The organism is Vitiosangium sp. GDMCC 1.1324 (genome assembly GCF_003044305.1).
Taxonomy (GTDB): domain Bacteria; phylum Myxococcota; class Myxococcia; order Myxococcales; family Myxococcaceae; genus Archangium.
The window spans coordinates 326133-344715 of record NZ_PZOX01000003.1; the positions used below are offsets into that span (position 1 = coordinate 326133).

At 70.3% G+C, this 18583-nt stretch carries 16 protein-coding genes; 5 read left to right on the forward strand and 11 right to left on the reverse strand.

Features of this window, described 5'->3' with window-relative positions:
* Entirely contained in the window at nucleotides 1-1371 is a 1371-nt protein-coding gene (locus tag DAT35_RS09865; RefSeq protein ID WP_108066688.1) for a rhomboid family intramembrane serine protease, read from the reverse strand.
* On the opposite strand from DAT35_RS09865, the gene DAT35_RS09870 reads away from it, so the two are divergent.
* Entirely contained in the window at nucleotides 1370-2848 is a 1479-nt protein-coding gene (locus DAT35_RS09870; RefSeq protein ID WP_369945338.1) for a hypothetical protein, read from the forward strand. The genes DAT35_RS09865 and DAT35_RS09870 overlap by 2 nt on opposite strands.
* 147 nt (nucleotides 2849-2995) lie before the next feature.
* Complete coding sequence (locus DAT35_RS09875; protein WP_158501634.1) at nucleotides 2996-8050, forward strand: hypothetical protein; 5055 nt, start codon at nucleotides 2996-2998, stop codon at nucleotides 8048-8050.
* Nucleotides 8051-8158: 108 nt separating this feature from the next.
* Here DAT35_RS09875 and DAT35_RS09880 read toward each other — a convergent pair whose 3' ends face one another.
* On the reverse strand, nucleotides 8159-8812 hold the full coding sequence (locus tag DAT35_RS09880; protein WP_108066690.1) for a YceI family protein: 654 nt from the start codon (nucleotides 8810-8812) through the stop codon (nucleotides 8159-8161).
* Nucleotides 8813-8848: 36 nt separating this feature from the next.
* The gene (locus DAT35_RS09885; protein ID WP_108066691.1) at nucleotides 8849-9673 is read right to left on the reverse strand and encodes a class III extradiol ring-cleavage dioxygenase; all 825 of its coding nucleotides are present in this window, start codon (nucleotides 9671-9673) and stop codon (nucleotides 8849-8851) included.
* 139 nt (nucleotides 9674-9812) lie between these two features.
* Between DAT35_RS09885 and DAT35_RS09890 the strand changes: the two genes are divergently transcribed.
* Nucleotides 9813-11453, forward strand: coding sequence for a sigma-54-dependent Fis family transcriptional regulator (locus DAT35_RS09890; RefSeq protein ID WP_108066692.1), 1641 nt, complete (start codon nucleotides 9813-9815; stop codon nucleotides 11451-11453).
* 12 nt (nucleotides 11454-11465) lie between these two features.
* On the opposite strand, the gene DAT35_RS09895 is transcribed toward DAT35_RS09890, so the two are convergent.
* From DAT35_RS09895 to DAT35_RS09915, 5 genes are all read right to left on the reverse strand, one after another.
* The gene (locus tag DAT35_RS09895; protein ID WP_108066693.1) at nucleotides 11466-12176 is read right to left on the reverse strand and encodes a DUF1751 domain-containing protein; all 711 of its coding nucleotides are present in this window, start codon (nucleotides 12174-12176) and stop codon (nucleotides 11466-11468) included.
* Between the two features lie 169 nt (nucleotides 12177-12345).
* Complete coding sequence (locus DAT35_RS09900; RefSeq protein ID WP_108066694.1) at nucleotides 12346-12543, reverse strand: hypothetical protein; 198 nt, start codon at nucleotides 12541-12543, stop codon at nucleotides 12346-12348.
* Nucleotides 12544-12716: 173 nt separating this feature from the next.
* On the reverse strand, nucleotides 12717-12932 hold the full coding sequence (locus DAT35_RS09905; protein WP_108067211.1) for a hypothetical protein: 216 nt from the start codon (nucleotides 12930-12932) through the stop codon (nucleotides 12717-12719).
* 41 nt (nucleotides 12933-12973) lie between these two features.
* Nucleotides 12974-14170, reverse strand: coding sequence for an acetyl-CoA C-acetyltransferase (locus DAT35_RS09910; protein WP_108066695.1), 1197 nt, complete (start codon nucleotides 14168-14170; stop codon nucleotides 12974-12976).
* A gap of 77 nt (nucleotides 14171-14247) precedes the next feature.
* Nucleotides 14248-14898 carry a hypothetical protein gene (locus tag DAT35_RS09915; RefSeq protein WP_108066696.1) on the reverse strand — a complete coding sequence of 217 codons (651 nt, stop codon included), beginning with the start codon at nucleotides 14896-14898 and terminating at the stop codon, nucleotides 14248-14250.
* 170 nt (nucleotides 14899-15068) lie between these two features.
* On the opposite strand from DAT35_RS09915, the gene DAT35_RS09920 reads away from it, so the two are divergent.
* Nucleotides 15069-15779: a serine protease gene (locus tag DAT35_RS09920; protein ID WP_108067212.1), complete on the forward strand. Its 711-nt coding sequence runs from the start codon at nucleotides 15069-15071 to the stop codon at nucleotides 15777-15779.
* Between the two features lie 7 nt (nucleotides 15780-15786).
* Here DAT35_RS09920 and DAT35_RS09925 read toward each other — a convergent pair whose 3' ends face one another.
* Both DAT35_RS09925 and DAT35_RS09930 read right to left on the reverse strand, forming a co-directional pair.
* Nucleotides 15787-16593 (reverse strand): CPBP family intramembrane glutamic endopeptidase, encoded by an 807-nt coding sequence (locus DAT35_RS09925; protein WP_108066697.1) that lies wholly within the window; start codon nucleotides 16591-16593, stop codon nucleotides 15787-15789.
* 57 nt (nucleotides 16594-16650) lie between these two features.
* Complete coding sequence (locus DAT35_RS09930; RefSeq protein WP_108066698.1) at nucleotides 16651-17049, reverse strand: co-chaperone YbbN; 399 nt, start codon at nucleotides 17047-17049, stop codon at nucleotides 16651-16653.
* A 170-nt stretch (nucleotides 17050-17219) separates the two neighbouring features.
* Between DAT35_RS09930 and DAT35_RS09935 the strand changes: the two genes are divergently transcribed.
* A complete protein-coding gene (locus DAT35_RS09935; protein WP_108066699.1) occupies nucleotides 17220-17615 on the forward strand; it encodes a PleD family two-component system response regulator in 396 nt (131 codons plus the stop codon).
* Between the two features lie 9 nt (nucleotides 17616-17624).
* Here DAT35_RS09935 and DAT35_RS09940 read toward each other — a convergent pair whose 3' ends face one another.
* Nucleotides 17625-18557 (reverse strand): aldo/keto reductase, encoded by a 933-nt coding sequence (locus DAT35_RS09940; protein ID WP_108066700.1) that lies wholly within the window; start codon nucleotides 18555-18557, stop codon nucleotides 17625-17627.
* Between the last annotated feature and the right edge of the window lie 26 nt (nucleotides 18558-18583).

Genomic DNA, 18583 nt, shown 5'->3' on the forward strand with positions numbered 1-18583 from the left:
TCACCACGGTCCACGAGGACACATCCCCGTCCGCCCCTCGTTCCACGCGGTACACGAGTCCCAGGGCGGCTCCCCCTCCTCGTGCACCACCACGCTCCGGGCCACCTCCAGCATCCGCCAGTTCCACGACGCCGGCAGTCCCGAGGCCAACCTCACCACCTCAACGGTGATGAGCCAGCGGCCCCGGTAGAACACCCACCGAGCGCCCCAGAACAGAGCGCCCAGGCTCCTCGACGATTCCACCGCCGGCCGCCCTCCCACCGTGCCCACCCTCGGCATCACCTCCATGCGCACGCCCTCCTCCGTCGGCTCCAGTGCCTCGCCGTAGAGCTTGTCGCTCAGCGCCTCGGTCTCCTCCTCCATCCGCTCCTCGGGCACCGCCTCCTCCAACCGCTCGACGGTGACGTCCATCGCGAGCGGATCCGTCAGCACATCCCCGTAAACGACGTGCGCGAACGAGCCGTCCTCCGACACATCTTCGACCTCGGCGCGCGCCGCGGCTCCCGCGGGCACGGCGAGGGAGACGGCCGTGCCGGGCAGCTCCACTCGCACCATGGGCTGTGCCTCCGCCTCGCGCACCTCCCAGGGGCGCTCCGTCCCGATGCCAAAGCCCAGGCAGGCCACGGTCACCCAGGCCGCGGCACTCGCGCTCACGCGAACGGACCTCCACTCGCGGAATCCCGGCCACGGCAGCCTCCAGAGCAGCACGCCCGTCAGCGCGAGCCCCATCCCCAGAGCGGCCCCCACCAGGTGCGCGGTGTTCGAAGAGCCCTGGCCGCACTCGCACGCGGAGTAGACGGTGAAGCCCGCGATGGCGCTCGCACACACCAGGGGCGCGATCCTCCGCCGGAGGGGAAGCGGCGTGCGGGGGTGGCACGCGAGCACCAGCACCGCGCCCACCAGCCCGAAGATGCCGCCCGAGGCCCCCACCATGAGCGTGTTCGGGTAGAGGCCCGCCAGCGCAGCGTTGGAGCCCAGAATGGACAGGGTGTAGAGCAGCAGCAGGCGGCTCGGGCCGAGCATGCCCTCCAGGTACATGCCGCCCAACACCAGCGAGGCCATGTTGAGCAGCAGGTGCCTCCCGCCCAGGTGCAGGTAGCCCGCGCTCAGCAACCTCCACGCCTCGGCGCCGAGCGAGGACGGGCCAGAGGCCGCCCCCATCCGCTTCAGGGTGACGAAGAACGTCGAGCCGCCCCACAGCTCCTCGAGGCCGAAGACGGCGAGGTTGGCGGCCATCAGCGCCAGACAGGCGAAGGGGAGGCGCCGGGGCAGCAGCGCCTCGCGCAGGCGTGCGCCGTACCCGGGCCCGCGCCAGGGAGTGTCCAGAGGCGCCGGTACGTCCGGCGGTGAGGGAAGCGCAGGAGCGGTCATGGGAGGGCTCGCGGTGAGGGGGACCGGACTCTACCTCTCCGGACACCTTCGCGACACCACCTCCGAGGGCACCTCCCGAGGACACCTCTTCGCCCGGACGCATCGGCTCGGCCATACTGCGCGCATGCGTGCCCTGATCCTCGCCGCCCTGCTCTCCGCCAATCCGCCCACGCCCGAAGAGGCCCGGAAGCTCGCCGCCCAGCGCTCGTGGGACGACCTCTACCTGGCCTGGTCCACCGTGGACCCCAAGGGCTACCCCGAGCCCCAACGCCGCACCATCGCCGCCTCGCTCCTCAAGGGCTGTGAGGCCCTCGCCGGCTCCGACGCCGTCATGGCGTTCTCGCTCGGCGAGCGGGCCGTGCTCTTCGACGAGACCGCTCCGGGCCTGCGCTGCCTCGCCCGCACCGCACTCGCCACCGACCAGCATGGCTCCGCCGAGGACGCCCTGCGCAAGGGGCTCGAGCGCTTCCCCAAGGAGGGCCACTTCGGCCTGGAGCTCGGGCGGCTCCTCCTGGAGGACAAGGATCCCCAGGGGGCCCTCGCCGCGCTCGAGAAGGTCCCCCCGCGCTCGCCCGAGGCCGCCAAGGCCCGCGTGCTCATCCAGAAGGCCCGCAGCGAGTCCGCCGAGGAGTCCGCAGCCCTCGCCCAGGCCCGCGCCATCGAGCGGCGCTTCTCGGGAGAGAGCGACGACACGGGCTCCGTCCAGACCGCCTCCTCCGGCCTCACCTACGAGTCCGGCGTCGCTGGGGACGGCATGCGCACCCGCGCCAACAGCCGCTTCGTGGTGAAGTACTTCAACAACGAGCGCGACTTCGGCCAGCGCGCCGACTACGAGGGCCGCATCGTCTCCGCGCTCGACGAGGCCCATGTTCACACCCGCCAGGTGCTCGGCGAGGCGCGCGAGACGCCCGTGGACGTCATCCTCTATACCCGCGAGGAGTTCCGCACCCACCAGGGCGCCGCCCTCGCGCGGGCCGTGGCCGGGCTGTACTCGGATGGCGCCATCCGCATCAACGACGCCGCCGAGCTCACCCAGCAGACCCGGGCCACCCTCGTCCACGAGTACGTGCACGCCGTGGTGGATGACCTCGTCCGGGCCGACCAGGGCGGCCAGCCCGTCCCCATCTGGCTCAACGAAGGCCTTGCCGAGTACGTCGAGTGGCGCTACCTGGGCAGTGACAAGCCGCCCTACGCGCTCGGCAACCGGCTGCGCGGCGCCGCCCAGGCCGGCCAGCTCCCGCGCCTCTCCGACATGGCCGGCCAGTCCCTCATCCAGCAGCGGGACCCCGCCCTGGCCTATGGCACCTCGGCCTTGGCCGTCCGGGAGCTGCTGCAGGAGGGAGGGCCCGCCCGGCTGCTCGAGCTCATCCGAGAGGTGGGCCGGGGCACCGCCTTCGAGGAGGCCCTCCAGCAGCGCTACGGCCGGAGCGTCCCGGAGCTGGAGGCCGCCGTGAAGGCCGCTCTCTCGCGGAGGTAACGGGCGGGCGGAAACCGTGGTCGCGAAGTTTACCCCTCCTCGTGAGTCCCCTAGACTCGCGCGGAAAATTCTTGCTTTGGCGCTGCGGCAGGAGCCCTGGCAACCAGGTCCGCAGCAAGGTGACGGATGTCGGACACGAGCGCGGCGATGAGGGAGTTTCGCTTCCTGGACGAGAAGCGGACGCGGGGAATCATTTCCCCCGCGGAGGAGGCTCGTTGGAGCGAGCTGTGGGGGCTCCTGGGTGGCCAGGGGATGACCTCGCAGGAGCCGGCCTCGGCCATGGACCCCGCGCAGCAGCCCCAGGGCTACTATGGCGAGGACGGCCAGTGGTACGCCTACCCCGCCGGTTACGACCCCAACCAGGCCTACGATCCCAACCAGGCCTACGCGCAGCAGCCCCAGGGCTACTACGGCGAAGATGGCCAGTGGTACGCCTACCCCGCCGGTTACGACCCCAACCAGGCCTACGATCCCAACCAGGCCTACGCGCAATCCCAGGGCTACGATCCCAACCAGGCCTACGCGCAATCCCAGGGCTACGATCCCAACCAGGCCTACGCGCAGTCCCAGGGCTACGATCCCAACCAGGCCTACGCGCAGCAGCCCCAGGGCTACTACGGCGAAGATGGCCAGTGGTACGCCTACCCCGCCGGTTACGATCCCAACCAGGGCTACACAGCGGACCCCTCTCAGGGCTACGACCCCCACCAGGGCCAGCCCTACCCGGCCGATCCGCAGCAGGCCTACGCGGCCGGCTACGACGCACAGCAGCCAGCTCCCGCCTATACCTCTCCGGTGCCCGGGTACCTGCCGCAGCAGCCGCAGCCCATGCCGGACCCGGTCAAGCTCACCCTCGAGAGTGAGAACCTCGAGGTGCCCGCGCTGAACGAGCCCGCGCCCTGGGAAGAGCCCACCGCGGAACCCGCCGCTCCGGCCGAGCCCGAGCCCGAGCCGTTCGATGCGGCGGAGCCCGAGCTGCTCGATGCGGCCGAGCCCGTTGCCGAAGACGTCCTCGAGGTGTCCGACACCGACGTCACGCCCGTCAGCGAGGCCACGCCCATCCCCGAGAACGTTCCCGAGTCGGTCGATATGAGCGACTGGAACGATGTCACCGCGCCCTCGGCGGCCTCGCTCACGGCGCGGCAGTCGATGCTCGCGGACATGTCCGCGCAGGAGTCCGGGGGTCCTATCGAGCTGGGCGAGGACGACTTCTCCTCGCTCAACTCCGACGCCGAGTCTCCCGCCCATCTCTCCGCGCCGCCCGTCGCCGAGCCGGCGCTGACTCCCCAGCGGACCATCGAGATCCAGCCCTCCGACATCGAGCTGCTCGAGGCCGACGCCGATGCGCCGCTCCAGGCCGAGCCCATGCTCGCCGAGGAGCCCGAGGCCCCGAGCGCCAACGAGTGGGACTCCGCGCCGCTCGCCCTGGACTCGGAGCCGGACAGCGCCACGGCCGCGCCGCCGGCCTACGATACCGAAGCTCTGGACGCCGCCCCGCTCACGGAGAACCGGATGGAGGTCACCGCGTCGTACGCGATCCCCGCGTACCCAGCGGCCCAACCCGGCGCGGAGCCCGTCCCTGAGTCCTCGCCTCCGACCATCGCGCTCGATGCCGCCGACGAGACTCCCACGTTCGACGTCTCCGACCTCCAGGCCACGCCCGAGCCAGGAGAGGACACGCCGGTGGAGACTCCGTGGGAGACCACCGAGGACCTCGACGCCGCGGGGGCGCCAGCGGCAGAGACCGCCAGTGGCGCGGAGCAGCCGACCCTCGACGTGGTCGACCTCGGGGCCGAGATGGAGTCCCCGGCTCCCGTTTCGGACTTCGCATCCTCGCCCTCGTATCGCGTGACCACGCTGGAGCTGCACCCGCTGCAGGTCGGGCCCGATCTGCAGGCGGACACCGTCGACGTCGCCGACTCGTTCGAGCCTGAGGCCACGCGGACCGAGGAGTGGGGCGTGCCGGCGAACGAACGAGCGTTCGATGCGGGCAACCCGGATGATGCCGTGCCGCTCACCAGCGCCTCGGATTTCCTGGGTCACGCGGACCCGACCGGCGCATCCGTGTCGGACGAGCCCGTCCCGCTCGAGGCGACGGAAGCCGACGTGAGCTGGAACGGAACCGGGAGCGAGGGCACCGGGGAAGGCCTCCAGTTGGAGAGCGCCGCGGAGTTCATGGGCACGCAGCAGTTCGCGGAGGCCAGTGCGACCTGGGGCCACCAGCCTGGAGGCGAGCAGCCCGCGACGGAGGCGGCCGAGCCCGAGAGCACCACGGCGTACGGCAGCCACCTGACGGATGAGACCGGCGAGCCCCCCATCGAGGCCCAGCCCGAGTGGGCGACCGCTGAGCCCTCCGCCACCGCCGAGCCGCAGCCCGAGTGGGGCGCTCCCGCCGAGCAACCCGTGCTGGAGGCGCAACCTGAGTGGTCGGCCTCCACCGAGGAGCAGGCACCCCTCGAGGTGCAGGCCGAGTGGACGACGGCCGAGCCGCAGCCCGTTCTCGAGGCGCAGCCGGATTGGGCCGCTCCTGTCGAGGAGCAACCGGTGCTGGAGGCCCAGCCCGAGTGGAGTGCGCACGCCGAGGAGCAGCCGGTGCTGGAGGCCCAGCCCGAGTGGGGTGCACCGGCCGAGCCCTCCGCCACCGCCGAGGCACAACCCGAATGGGCCACTCCTGCCGAGGAACAACCGGTGCTGGAGGCCCAGCCCGAGTGGGGTGCACCGGCCGAGGCTCAACCCGTCATTGAAGTGCAGGCCGAGTGGACGACGGCCGAGCCGCAGCCCGTCCCCGAGGTACAGGCCGAGTGGACAACGGCTGAACAGCAGCCCGCCACCGAGGCGCAGCCCGAGTGGGGCACTCCCGCCGAGCAGCCCGTGCTCGAGGCTCAGCCCGAGTGGAGTGCTTCGGCCGACCCTTCCGCCACCGAGGCTCAGCCCGAGTGGGGCGCTCCCGCCGAGCAGCCCGTGCTCGAGGCCCAGCCCGAGTGGAGTGCTTCGGCCGACCCTTCCGCCACCGAGGCTCAGCCCGAGTGGGGCGCTCCCGCCGAGCAGCCTGTGATGGAAGCTCAGCCCGAGTGGGGTGCTTCAACCGACCCTTCCGCCACCGAGGCGCAGCCCGAGTGGGGCGCTCCCGCCGAGCAGCCCGTGCTCGAGGCCCAGCCCGAGTGGGGTGCTTCAACCGACCCTTCCGCCACCGAGGCGCAGCCCGAGTGGGGCGCTCCCGCCGAGCAGCCCGTGCTCGAGGCCCAGCCCGAGTGGAGTGCTTCGGCCGACCCCTCCGCCACCGAGGCTCAGCCCGAGTGGGGCGCTCCTGCCGAGCAGCCTGTGATGGAAGCTCAGCCCGAGTGGAGTGCTTCAGCCGACCCCTCCGCCACCGAGGCTCAACCCGAGTGGGGCGCTCCCGCCGAGCAGCCTGTGATGGAAGCTCAGCCCGAGTGGAGTGCTTCAGCCGACCCCTCCGCCACCGAGGCTCAACCCGAGTGGGGTGCTCCCGCTGAGCAGCCTGTGATGGAAGCTCAGCCCGAGTGGAGTGCTTCAGCCGACCCCTCCGCCACCGAGGCTCAGCCCGAGTGGGGTGCTCCCGCCGAGCAGCCCGTGCTCGAGGCCCAGCCCGAGTGGGGTGCTTCGACCGACCCTTCCGCCACTGCCGAAGCTCAGCCCGAGTGGGGTGCACCGGCCGAGCAGCCCGTACTGGAGGCCCAGTCCGAGTGGGGCACACCGGCCGAACAACCCGTGCTCGAGGCCCAGCCCCAGTGGAGTGCATCGGCCGACCCCTCCGCCACCGAGGCGCAGCCCGAGTGGGGCGCTCCCGCCGAGCAGCCTGTGATGGAAGCTCAGCCCGAGTGGGCTTCCTCTGAGCCCCAGCCCATTCCCGAGGTGCAGGCCGAGTGGACGACTGCCGAGCAGCAGCCCGTCACCGAGACCCAGCCCGAGTGGGGCGCGTCGGCCGATCAGCAGCCGGTGCTCGAGGCCCAGCCCGAGTGGGGCGCGCCAGCCGAGGCCCAGCCTGTCATCGAGGTGCAGGCCGAATGGACGACCGCCGAGCAGCAGCCCACCACCGAGGCCCAGCCCGAGTGGGGCGCTTCCACTGAGCAGCAGTCGTGGGGAGCCGCCGAGCAGTCCGAGGGCACCGCGCACCAGCCCGAGTGGACTCCGGATGGTGCCACCCAGGACTGGAGTGCCGCGCAGGCCACTGAGCAGCAGGCCCAATGGAGCGCCTCCGCCGAGGGACAGGGCGAGTGGAACGCGTCCGCGAACACGGCGTGGAGCGCACCGCAGACCGATTGGAACGCGGCCCAGAGTGGCACCTACCAGGAGTCGTCCTGGGGCCACACGGACAACCTCGCCACTCCGGCCGAGGAGCTGGCCAGCCCCGAGCCAGTCTCCGCGTACGCTCCTCCGCCCGCGCCCGAGCCCGACATCCCCGTGATGGAGGCCGAGCCCGAGATGCCGGTGATCGACCTGCCCGCGCCCGAGCCCGAGCTCCCCGTGATGGAGGCCGAGCCCGAGATGCCGGAGATTGACCTCTCGGAGGACATCGTGGAGCCGCCTCCTGCGGCGGTGCCAGTCGCCGCTCCGCCTCGGGCTCCCGTGGCCCCTGCCCCGGTGGCCCGGAGCGCGGCGCCCATTCCCCCTCCGGCGCCTGTCGCTGCCGCACCGAGGCCACCTCCGGCCCCCGTCGCGCCCCCGAGGGCTCCCGTGACTCCGCCGGCTCCCGCCAGGCCAGCGGCCGCCGTGATGGTGCCCGGGTCTCCGCCACCTCGCGCGACGCTCAACGCCATGCCGGCCGTGAAGTCCACCGCGCCCGCCGGAGTCCCCATCGCCCCCGTCAACGCCTTCATCGAGGGCGAGCACCGGGTCATCATCCACACGGTGGAGGGCCAGGTGAAGCGCGGCGCCATCCGCGATGTGGACCTGCTCGCCGAGGCCATCCCGCTCGAGCAGCAGACGGGCTTCGCCCCCGAGCGCATCCCCATCCAGCGCGTGAAGGCCGTCTTCTTCATGCTCGCCACCGGCAGCCGTCCGCCGCAGCCGGATGGGCAGAAGATCCGCGTCACCTTCACGGACGGCCGCCAGGTGGCGGGCTTCTCCCACGACTACAAGGGGACGGGTCAGGGCTTCTTCGTCATCCCCGCGGACATGCGCACCAACACCTCGCGCATCTTCATCTACCGCGCGAGCGTGCAGGCCGTCGCCGAGGGCTGAGCCGTCCACGCCCCGCCGCTGGCGCGGCCCCTCGCGCCCGGCGGTGCCCGCAATGAAAGAGGGGCCTCGTCACCGAGGCCCCTCCGGACAACTCACCAGCTCAGACGACTACTTGGTGTCCTTGGCCGACTTGGCCGGGGCCGCCTTGGCAGGAGCCGCCGCCGCGGGAGCCGCCTGCTTCTTGTTCAGCTCCAGGTCGAGGGTGATGGAGACCTCCTCGCCCACCGCCACGCCGCCGGTCTCGAGGGCCGCGTTCCAGGCCAGGCCGAAGTCCTTGCGGTTGATCTTCGTGGTGGCCGTGCCGCCACGCTTGGTGTTGCCCCAGGGATCCTTCGACTCGGTGGTGAAGCCCTCCACGTTCAGCACGACCGGCTTGGTGACGCCGTGCAGGGTGAGGTCACCCGTTACCTTGAGGTTCTCACCGGCCTTCTCCACCTTCGTCGACTTGAAGGTGATGGTGGGGTACTTCGCGGTGTCGAAGAAGTCCGCGCCGCGCAGGTGCTCGTCGCGCTTGGGCTCGTTGGTGTTGACGGTGGTGGCGTCGATGGAGGCCTCCACGGTCGACTTGGTGATGTCCTTCTCGTCGATGTTGGCCTTGCCCGTCACCTTCGAGAACGCGCCGCGCACGTTCGACACCATCAGGTGCTTCACGGAGAACTGCGCGCCCGAGTGGGCCGAGTCGATGTCAAACTCGGAGGCGAACGCGAAAGAGGGGGCGGCGAGCACGAGGGCGGCAATGGCAGGCTTCATGGACAGCTTCATGATGTTTCTCTCCAATGGAACTGCGGACTACGGGTTTCATCCACGCAGCGCGAAGCTGCGCATGGACATGGTTGCGTAATGGAAGCCCTCGAACACGGATGTGAGCCGGTCCTCGGGGAGGGCGGCACCGAGGACAAAGAAGAGCGGCAGGAAATGTTCGGCAGTCGGATGCGCGAGCCGCGCGTGCGGTGCGCTCATCCAGGACTGTATTCCAACGAAGTCACGTGCCGCGAGCCGCTCGGTTACCCACGCATCGAACTCCCTTGCCCAGGGCTCAACCGGGGCGGATTTATCCCGCCAGGCAAGCAGGCGCAGGTTGTGGGTCATCGTGCCGCTCCCCATCAGGAGCACGCCCTCGGCGCGCAGGGGGCGCAGCACCTCGCCCATCTTCGCCACGTCCACCGCGGATGCACCCCAAGGCAATGACACCTGCACCACCGGTATGCGTGCCGCCGGGAAGGCCAGCCGCAACGGCACCCAGGTCCCATGGTCCAATCCCCGCGCGGCATCCGCCTCGGCCGGCAGCCCCGCGGAACCCAGGCGCGCCACGATGTCACGCGCCAGTTCGGGGGAACCGGGGCTGGGGTACGTCAACCGATAGAGCGGCTCCGGGAAGCCGCCGAAGTCGTAGATGAGCGGAGGCGCCTCGGCGGCGGTGACACGCACCGCGTCCGGCGTCTCCCAATGAGCGGACACCACCACCAGCGCGCGCACTGGAGCCTGGGCCTCGCCAAACGCCTTCAGCGCCTGCGGAAAGGCATCCGTCTCCAGCGCCACCATGGGCGAGCCGTGGGACACGAAGAAGGCCGGAGCCACCCCCGTTGCCTTCACTTCCTCGCGCTGTTTCAGGTCCGAGTTCATCTTGCGGAGACTCCATAGCAACCCCCAGGCCACGGCACTCAACCCTCCAACCCCTTGAAATTACTCGCCTGCCGAACTTCGGCTCGCCCGAGGACTCTCAAAACGATAGAGAGAACCATCATCCTGAGAGGGAGGCGCCGTGGCACCGAAATTGGAACTGGACTTGAGGGAGCTGCTGACCTTCGAGCCTGGCGGGGGGCTCATCCACTTCGCGGGCCAGCGGGTGCTGCTGCTGGACCCGGTGGCACTGGGGCTGTTGCGCAAGGAGCTCATCTCGACGGTGGGGATGACGGCGGCGAGGGGAATCCTCACGAGGCTGGGCTTCGCGCATGGGTGGCGGACGGCGGAGACGATGAAGAACGCCTTCCCGTGGGAGGACGAGTCGCAGTGGCGCCGGGCGGGCGGGCGACTGCACACGCTGCAGGGGCAGGTGGTGCTGGAGCGGGTGGAGCGCGGGGCGGAGGACGGCCCGGAGCCCTTCGCGGAGGCGCTGTGGCACAACTCGTACGAGGCGGAGCAGCACCTGTTGCACCTGGGCAAGGCGGAGGAGCCGGTGTGCTGGACACTGACGGGCTTCGCCAGTGGCTACATGAGCTACTGCAACGGCAAGTCCGTGTACTGCATCGAGACGCGCTGCGTGGGCAAGGGAGACGCCGTCTGCCAGATCATGGGCAAGCCGGAGGAGGAGTGGAGTCCGGAGTGCCGTGAGGCGCTGCGCTTCTACGAGACGCAGTGCATGGAGGGGGCGCTGGCGCAGGTGACGGAGGCGGTGAAGCAGGCCGAGCGCAAGCTGAGGGCGAAGCGGCAGTCGCTGGCGCGGGTGTCGGGCGTGCCGGAGGACCCGGCGGGCATGGTGGCACGCACGGAGGCGATGCGGCAGGTGCTGGGCCTGGCGCGGCGGTCGGCGAAGGTGGACTCGACGGTGCTGATTACGGGCGAGAGCGGCGTGGGCAAGGAGCGGATCGCCCGGCTCATCCACGATGAATCGGGCCGGGCGCACAAGGCCTTCGTGGCGGTGAACTGCGCGGCGGTGACGGAGAGCCTGCTGGAGAGCGAGCTGTTCGGCCACGCGAAGGGGGCCTTCACGGGAGCCACACATGACCGGGCGGGCCTCTTCGAAGCGGCACACGGAGGCACGCTCTTCCTGGACGAGGTGGGCGAGGTGCCCGCGGCGATGCAGGCCAAGCTGCTGCGGGCGTTGCAGGAGAAGGAGGTGCGGCGCGTGGGCGAGAACCAGAGCCGCAAGGTGGACGTGCGGGTGGTGGCGGCCACCAACCGCAACCTCGCGGCGGAGGTGGTGGCGGGTCGCTTCCGGCAGGATCTCTACTACCGTCTGCGCGTCATCGAGCTGAAGATTCCGCCGCTGCGTGAGCGGCGCGACGACATCCTCCCGTTGGCGCGGCTGCTGCTCGCGGAGGCGACGGAGCGGCTGGGGCGCCGGGTGACGGGACTGTCACCGGAGGCGGCGGACCAGCTCTTGCGCTACGGGTGGCCGGGCAACGTGCGCGAGCTGGGCAACGCCATCGAGCGGGCGGTGGCGCTGTGCGAGGGCTCGCGAGTGGAGAAGGACGACCTGCCGGAGGAGGTGCGCGCGGCGCCTCCGAACCTGGTGCCGGGGGAGACTCCGCGAACGCTGGAGGCGATGGAGCGCGAGTACATCCTCGCGGTGCTGGCGCGCAACGGCGGCAACCGGGCGCGCACGGCGGAGGAGCTCGCCATTGGGGTCGCCACGCTCTACCGCAAGCTGAAGCAGTACGGAGAGCTCGAGCACCCCAACTGAGCCAGCGGCCCCTCAGTTCAGATACTTGTCATCCGGCCGCTCGGGCGAGATGACGCGCAGGTGCCGCGAGCGCCCGCGCAGCTGCCGCTGCAGCCGCCAGTGCTGCACGCGCAGCCAGAGCTGCCGGGGGCTGCCACCGCGCACGTAGAGGAAGATGAGCCCGAGCGCGAACAGCTCGGGCACCTGGGTGACCCAGCCGAAGCGCAGCGCGTTGAGCACAACGAAGCCCGCGCCAATGCCCGCGAAGACGTTGCCGGTGATGGGGACGCCCCAGAAGTTCGTCTGCCCGCGCCCGATGGACAGGCCGTACGCCACCCAGGCCATGGTGCCCATCACCCAGCCGCCGGTGTACCCGGCGGGCAGCGGCACGAAGAGTCCCACCACCGTGGTGAGGACACCGGCGAGCGCCGTGCCGCCCCATAGCACCCACAGCAGGCGGCGCGAGCCCCAGCTCATCTCCAGGCCGCCGCCGATGGAGTAGAGCGCGAAGGCCCCGAAGATGATGCCAAAGGCATCCAGCTCGACGAAGGCGTAGGTGAAAGGCTGCCACAGCATCAGCCCGGGGAAGACCTTGTGGGGAGAGAGCAGCAGCAGCGCGCCCACGGTCTTCAACGCCAGGGCCACGACCGAGCCCGCCACGAGCCCGATCGCCAGCCTGGCCGCCATGGATTGCACGCTGGGCAGGCCGAATCCGCCGCCGCCATAGCTCCGCATCGGTCGCATCAAACCATCCTCCACTCGGGACACCCGAGAGTCGTCCAAAGGTGGGGAAACACGGGCCGCTTCGCAACCGTTTCCGTCCACTTCCTGGCGCCCCAAATGACGAAGGGCGCCCATCCCCGTCCCCGGAGAGAGCGCCCTCGGCTTGCCGTCACCCGCCGGATCGTCCGGCTCAGGACTTGTGGCGGTAGAACAAGGTGATGGTCAGGCAGTGGAACTCCTTGTCGGAGGACTGCGTGACGATCTTGTCCACCACGTCCAGGTTCTGGTTCTCCTTGAGCCACTTGGTGATGTTCTCACCCATGTTCTCGCGGTCGCGCGCGAGCGTGGTCGAGAACACCTTGACTCCCGTGAAGCTGATGACGCCCATTCCGACCCTCGTGTAGCCGAAGAGATTCCGCAGGTTTACCGCGAGTCTTGACGGCCTTCAAGAAAAGGGCCCTCGATTCCGGCCCTTGCCCTGCCCTCCACGAGACAGTCTACCCTACCCGACAGGAGGGGCGCACGCTCCGGGACGTGGCCCGGCCACCCCTCCGGCCCGGCTCAGCGGGCGGCCGCGGCGCGGCGCGCCTGGCAGGTGACCTCGTCCTTGCAGGAGGGGCCGATGCCGTCCGGATGAGGCCCCAGCGGCGTCTTGTCGCTCTCCTCCACGCCGCACACCACGCACTTGCGCTTGCGGTTGCGGCGCTCGGCGCGCCGCTGCTCGGCGATCGCCTTGGCCCGCTCCCGGGCCGCCTTCGCGTCCAGCTCGTTGCTCATCGTCATGGGTTCCGTGGGTTCCGTCTGGAAACCGAAAGGGTTCAGAGCGCCTCGATGAGAAGGGCGATGCCCTGGCCGCCACCGATGCAGGCGGAACCGATGCCGTAGCGGGCGCCCCGGCGCTTGAGCTCGTAGGCGAGCGTCATGGTGATGCGCGCCCCCGAGGCCCCCAGCGGGTGGCCCACCGCGATGGCGCCGCCATTCACGTTCGTCCGCTCGCGCGGCAGCCCCAGGTCCTTCTCCACCGCGAGGTACTGCGGAGCGAAGGCCTCGTTCACCTCGAAGAGGTCCACATCGCCGAGCTTGCACTGGGCGCGCTCGAGCAGCCGGCGGATGGCCGGCGCCGGGCCGATGCCCATCACCTTCGGATCGCACCCGGAGATGCCCCAGTTGACCAGCCGGGCGATGGGCTTGAGGCCGTGCTTCTCCACGAAGCTCCGGGTGGCCATCACCATGGAGCCCGCGCCGTCGCAGATGCCGCTGGCCGCGCCCGCGTGCACCACGCCGTCCTTCTTGAAGACCTTGGGCAGCTTCTTGAGACCCTCCAGCGAGGTGTCCGGCCGGTTGTGCTCGTCCCGGGCGAACTGCGTCTCGCCCTTCTTCGTCTTCAGGGTGACGGGCGAAATCTCCTCCGAGAAGCGGCCGGCCTCCTGGGCGGCGGCGAAGCGCTTCTGGGTGAGCACGGCGTACTCGTCCACCGCGTCCTGGGAGATGGAGTAGTCCACCGCGAGCTGCTCGGCCGTCATGGCCATGGGCTGGCCGGTGTAGCTGTCCGTGAGGGCGCTCCAGAGCATGTCCTCCATGCCGCCCTTGCCCAGCGGAATGCCCCAGCGAGCGCCGCGGATGACGTGGGGCGCCTGGCTCATGGACTCGGTGCCGCCGGCCAGCACGCAGTCGGCCTGCTCGGTGAGCATCATCTCCGCCGCGTTGACGAAGGCCTGGAAGCCCGAGCCGCACAGCCGGTTGACACCCAGCGCCGGCACGGGAATCGGCACGCCCGTGCGCAGCCCCACGTGCCGGGGCAGGTAGATGGCGTCCGCGCTCGTCTGCACCACGTTGCCGTAGACGACGTGCTGGATGGACTCGGGGGACACCTTCGCCTGCGTGAGCGCGGCCCGGGCCGATTCCACGGCCAGCTCGGTGGCACTGAGTTCCTTCAGTGCGCCGCCATACGTACCGAACGGGGTACGCTTACCGGACAGGAAGTAGATTTCTTCGGACTTGGACACGCTCTTCATCGCGGGACGACTCCGGACTGGCTGAAAATGGGATTCTTCCTACTCGTCATGGAGGCGCGGTGCACGCCCAAGGTGCATCAGGCCGAGCGCCCGCCTCCCAGGAAGAGGCCGGCGACGATGGCAAGGGCCACGACCGTCCACAACAATCCTTGGAGATTCTGTCGTCGAATCTCCCTTTGACCGGGCCCCTGGTACCATGCCTGCCCCGCTTGTAACCGCTCTTCCCAGGTGAAGTGTTCCGCGGGAGTCAACCCCTGAAGCCTTTCCTGGTGGGCCTGGAGCAGGCGCTCGGGAGGCGCCTCCACGAGGCTCCCTGAGCGATAACGGCCAGGAACCTCGAAACCCGGCCGTTTGTATCCCGCGGTGAGCACGAACCCCTCGGGAGCGAGCGGGGTGAGGAGGTAGAGGCGGGGGTGGCCATCCGGCGCGAGATGAAGGGTGGCGAAGACGCGCTCGCCGGGGTGTGCGAAGTCGTAGGAACGGGTGCCCTTCTGGAAGCGGGGCTTCTCCACGTGGCGGCCGAGTGGGACGAAGCCCAGGGCCCCCAACTGGCCAGCCAGGGCAGCGAGCCCCGGAGGTAGCTCCATCCGGTCCGCGGGGGCCTCGGGCCGGACGCGGACGCTGGCGGGGAAGAGGAAGAGGACGGCGCGCCAGAAATTGAGAAGCAGCAGCTTCACGGCCATCGCCAGCACGGCGAGCACGAGCGCGAGCTCGACGAGGGCATTCATGGAGGGGCTCCCGGACACATGGGGCGAGCACCCTAGCTCGCGAGCACCCCCCGGGGAACCCGGCCGCACGCCTGCTGAGCGAACCTGCGGGAATACCGTCTGTCCGGGCATGCACATCGTCTCTGCCAGCGGAGCACGGACTGCGCCGCGGGAGGACGGGGATGCGTGCGATGAGGCTCTCGAGACTGGCCGGGGTCCTGGCCGTGGTGGCTCTGACAGCGTGCAACGCCTCGAAGCAGCAAGAGGAGCCACAATCGAAGCAGGAGTCACAATCGAAGCAGGAGCCACAACCGGACTTCCGCGCCCTCAAGGACGCCACGGTGACGCTCTTTCCCGGGCACTGCGCGGGCGTGGTCGTCGCGGATGGACGCCATGCCCTCACGGCCGCGCACTGTATCGACGTGGCCACCGGCGAGCGCCAGCCCGTGGTGCTGCGCGACGGGCACATGCTCAGCGGCGTGGTGAAGGTGGTCGACCCCATCCGGGACCTGGCCGTCATCCGCTTCGACACGGCGGCCCCGGTGCACCCGCTGGCCGTGGCCGCGTCGATGCCCATCCCCGGCGAGGAGCTCCTCTTCGCCGGCCGCAACGACCGCCCGAGCGAGCCGCAGGAGGTGGAGCTGCGCAAGCTCGGACGCTGCCCTTCCCTGCCAGGCGTGCCTCAGGCGCTCTTCACCAGCCTGCACGGAGAGAAGGGAGACTCGGGTGCGCCCGTGGTGGACCTCCACCTCCAGGTGGTGGGGCTGGTGCACGGAGGCGCGGCGTGCAGCATCGCGGCACCCACCGCCGGGTTCGTTCCCGTGCTGAACACGCTCGTCGCCGAGGCGGCCCGACCCGACTCCGAGCAGGGAGTCGGCGGGAGCGGGGGTGCCGGACAGTAGTCTCCCCTCAACCGGGCGCGGACAGCGGACCCTCGCGCTCGGACCTCGCCGTGAACCGGAAGAGGAGGAACAGCGCGGCGAGCGCCAGCGCCGTCACCCCGAGCTTCACGCCCTCGTGCCAGGACACCTCGGGGAGCATCACCCGCCGCAGCACGCCGCCCTGCGCGTCGAAGCCATCGTAGAAGCGGTAGACCACATTGCCGCCCCAGTGCAGGCCGATGCTCAGCCAGAGCGAGCCCGTCCGCGCGAGCGCCAGCGCGAACATCACCCCCATGAGTCCCAGGTACAGCGAGGACTCCAGGGTCAGGTGCACGTACCAGACGTGGTTGAGGACGTAGACGAGCGTGGTGAGCGCGACGAGCGCTCCGGCGGAGAGCCGCCCCGAGAGGTGGCGGAAGAGGTACCCGCGCACGAGCACATCATCCGTGGCGGACGAGAGGAACATCGCCAGCGCGGCCTGCAACGCCAGCGTCACGATGTCCCCGGAGGGGCGCAGACCCTCGATCTGGAAGGAGCCCAGGGCCCACAGCACGGCGTACTTGAGCGCCCAGAAGAACGCGCAGAAGACGAAACCCCACAGCAGGTTGCGGCCCCAGCCCCGGTGCAGCGCGAGCCCCAGCGGCCCCAGCCCTCCCGCGCCCGTCAGCCGCCCCACCGCATGGGCCAGCGGGAAGAAGGCGGCGTAGAGCCCCAGCCATGCCACGGGCGGGAGCTGCACGAACGTGGGGACGTTCAGGTACACGTCCAACACGGCGAAGCCCATCACCCCCCACAGCAGGCGAGGCATGAGGGGCTGGGGCGTGGGCTCGTGCATGAGGGCGCGCACTCTAGACGAACGCCGCTGACTCCGCGGAGCTCGAGGCCCTGCCCTTCACCCCGCGTGCAGGCCCACCCGCACCCGAGCCTGGGTGGCCCGGTATTGCGCCACCTCGCGCCGCATGTCGTCCATGTCCAGCGCGCGGGCCTGCCGCACGAGGTCCTCCAACATCGGCTCCAGCAGCGCTCCAATGTGGTTGAGCAGCAGGAAGCCGTCCCGGAACACCATCAGCGTGGGCAGCACCTGGACTCCGAGCACACCCACCAACTCGGGTTGTGCGTCCACATCCACCCGCGCGAAGATGATGTCTGGGTGCCGCATGGCCACCTGCTCGAAGGTAGGCTCGAAGCCGCGGCAGGGCGCGCACCACCCCGCCCCCCAGTCGATGAGCAGGATGCCGGGTCTCACCAGCGCCGCTCCGAAGCTCTTGCTGTCCAGGGACACCACCGCCATGAGTCGCCTCCCTCCACCAAATGTAGGAGGACGGGAGAGACGTCCAACCCCCCTTCCTTATCCAGGCAAAGCGAGCGAAACTGAACAGGTCCGCGGTGGGGATATGGGCCATCGGACACCCCGGGTGGAATCCGCACCCGGCAGCTCGCCCTTCGGAAGTGGAGACCGCTGTGAAACCCAGAGTCCTGATCGTGGATGACTCGTGGTCCATGCGCCAGACGCTGCGGCTCCTGCTTTCCCCGGACTTCGAGTGCGCGATCGCCGAGGATGGGCTGTCCGCGCTCGAGCTGGCACGCAAGAGCCCTCCCGACATCATCGTCTCGGACGTGAACATGGAGGGGATGGACGGGTACGAGCTGTGCCGCCAGGTGCGCGCGGAGCCCTCGCTCAAGCACGTGCCCTTCCTCTTCATCAGCGGCCACGCCCCCCGCCCCGGCATCCCCGAGGCCGCCGACGCCTACCTCATCAAGCCCGTGCAGCCCGCCGTCCTCATCGCGCGCCTGCACGAGATGCTCCAGCCACGGCCGCTCCCCGAGCTCCAGGCCCAGATCCAGGTCCAGAGCTGACACCCCCGCTCAGGGGTTCCACCACACGGCGCCCTTGCCCTCGATGGCTCGCACCGCGCGCTGGCGCACGTCCGCCATCTGCTCGGAGGTGAGGGGCCGGAAGGCCGCGGCGGCATGGAGCGCGGCGTCCTGTTCGTTGGGGAAGCTCATCCCCAGCAGCGCCACATCCGGCTCCAGCGTGAGCGTGTAGCGCACGCACTCCTCCACCCCGAGGTGCGGCAGCGACGGCGCCCCCGTGTCGGCCCCGCCCGAGCTGACCTTCCCTCGGGGACGCGCCTGGAGCGGCCGTCCATAGCCCTCGGTGTCCCCGAGCAGCTTGCCGGCCCCGAAGGTCTTGAAGCACACCGTGCCCACGCCCTTCGCCTTCGCCAGCGGGAGGATCTCCTGCACGTAGCGCGGGTGGACGAAGGGCCCCACGGGGAACATCACCACGTCACAGCGGCCTGACTCGAGCGCGGCCCGCAGCACATCCGGGTGGTGGCTGGAGATGCCACGGAAACGTGTCTTGCCCTGGCGCACACAGCGCTCCAGCTCCTCCATGCCTCCGCCCGGCGCGGCGAGCCGCTCCCACGCGGCCGGCTGGGAGACGTTGTGGAAGACGAAGAGGTCCACCGCCTCCAGGTGGAGCCGGCGCAGGCTCTCCTCCACCTGGGGCGCCACGGGCTGCTCCAGGAAGTCCACCTTGTCGATGACGAACATGCCCTCGCGTCGGCCGCGCAGGGCCTCGCCGACGATCTGCTCGCTGTAGCCGTCCTCATAGCCGGGAGCGGTATCGATGACGTTGAGCCCGGCATCCATGGCGCGGTGCAGCGTGGCTACGCACTGCGCCAGGGGGACGGAGCGGTCCGCCAGGTCCCCGATACCCACCGAGGTGGCGAGGAAGCCCGTGCGCCCGAGCTGCCGGCGGGCCTGGAAGCGGGGAAGCGGTCGTTCATCTGCCATGGGAGGCCTCAGCTTGGGTGATGGAT

What these genes read in the sequence shown, in the direction of transcription:
- DAT35_RS09870 (WP_369945338.1), top strand. Translation starts at nt 1,370, where the DNA reads ATGGGAGGGCTCGCGGTGAGGGGGACCGGACTCTACCTCTCCGGACAC.
- DAT35_RS09865 (WP_108066688.1), bottom strand. Translation starts at nt 1,371, where the DNA reads ATGACCGCTCCTGCGCTTCCCTCACCGCCGGACGTACCGGCGCCTCTG.
- DAT35_RS09875 (WP_158501634.1), top strand. Translation starts at nt 2,996, where the DNA reads ATGAGGGAGTTTCGCTTCCTGGACGAGAAGCGGACGCGGGGAATCATT.
- DAT35_RS09880 (WP_108066690.1), bottom strand. Translation starts at nt 8,812, where the DNA reads ATGAAGCTGTCCATGAAGCCTGCCATTGCCGCCCTCGTGCTCGCCGCC.
- DAT35_RS09885 (WP_108066691.1), bottom strand. Translation starts at nt 9,673, where the DNA reads ATGAACTCGGACCTGAAACAGCGCGAGGAAGTGAAGGCAACGGGGGTG.
- DAT35_RS09895 (WP_108066693.1), bottom strand. Translation starts at nt 12,176, where the DNA reads ATGCGACCGATGCGGAGCTATGGCGGCGGCGGATTCGGCCTGCCCAGC.
- DAT35_RS09900 (WP_108066694.1), bottom strand. Translation starts at nt 12,543, where the DNA reads ATGGGCGTCATCAGCTTCACGGGAGTCAAGGTGTTCTCGACCACGCTC.
- DAT35_RS09905 (WP_108067211.1), bottom strand. Translation starts at nt 12,932, where the DNA reads ATGAGCAACGAGCTGGACGCGAAGGCGGCCCGGGAGCGGGCCAAGGCG.
- DAT35_RS09910 (WP_108066695.1), bottom strand. Translation starts at nt 14,170, where the DNA reads ATGAAGAGCGTGTCCAAGTCCGAAGAAATCTACTTCCTGTCCGGTAAG.
- DAT35_RS09915 (WP_108066696.1), bottom strand. Translation starts at nt 14,898, where the DNA reads ATGAATGCCCTCGTCGAGCTCGCGCTCGTGCTCGCCGTGCTGGCGATG.
- DAT35_RS09920 (WP_108067212.1), top strand. Translation starts at nt 15,069, where the DNA reads ATGAGGCTCTCGAGACTGGCCGGGGTCCTGGCCGTGGTGGCTCTGACA.
- DAT35_RS09925 (WP_108066697.1), bottom strand. Translation starts at nt 16,593, where the DNA reads ATGCACGAGCCCACGCCCCAGCCCCTCATGCCTCGCCTGCTGTGGGGG.
- DAT35_RS09930 (WP_108066698.1), bottom strand. Translation starts at nt 17,049, where the DNA reads ATGGCGGTGGTGTCCCTGGACAGCAAGAGCTTCGGAGCGGCGCTGGTG.
- DAT35_RS09940 (WP_108066700.1), bottom strand. Translation starts at nt 18,557, where the DNA reads ATGGCAGATGAACGACCGCTTCCCCGCTTCCAGGCCCGCCGGCAGCTC.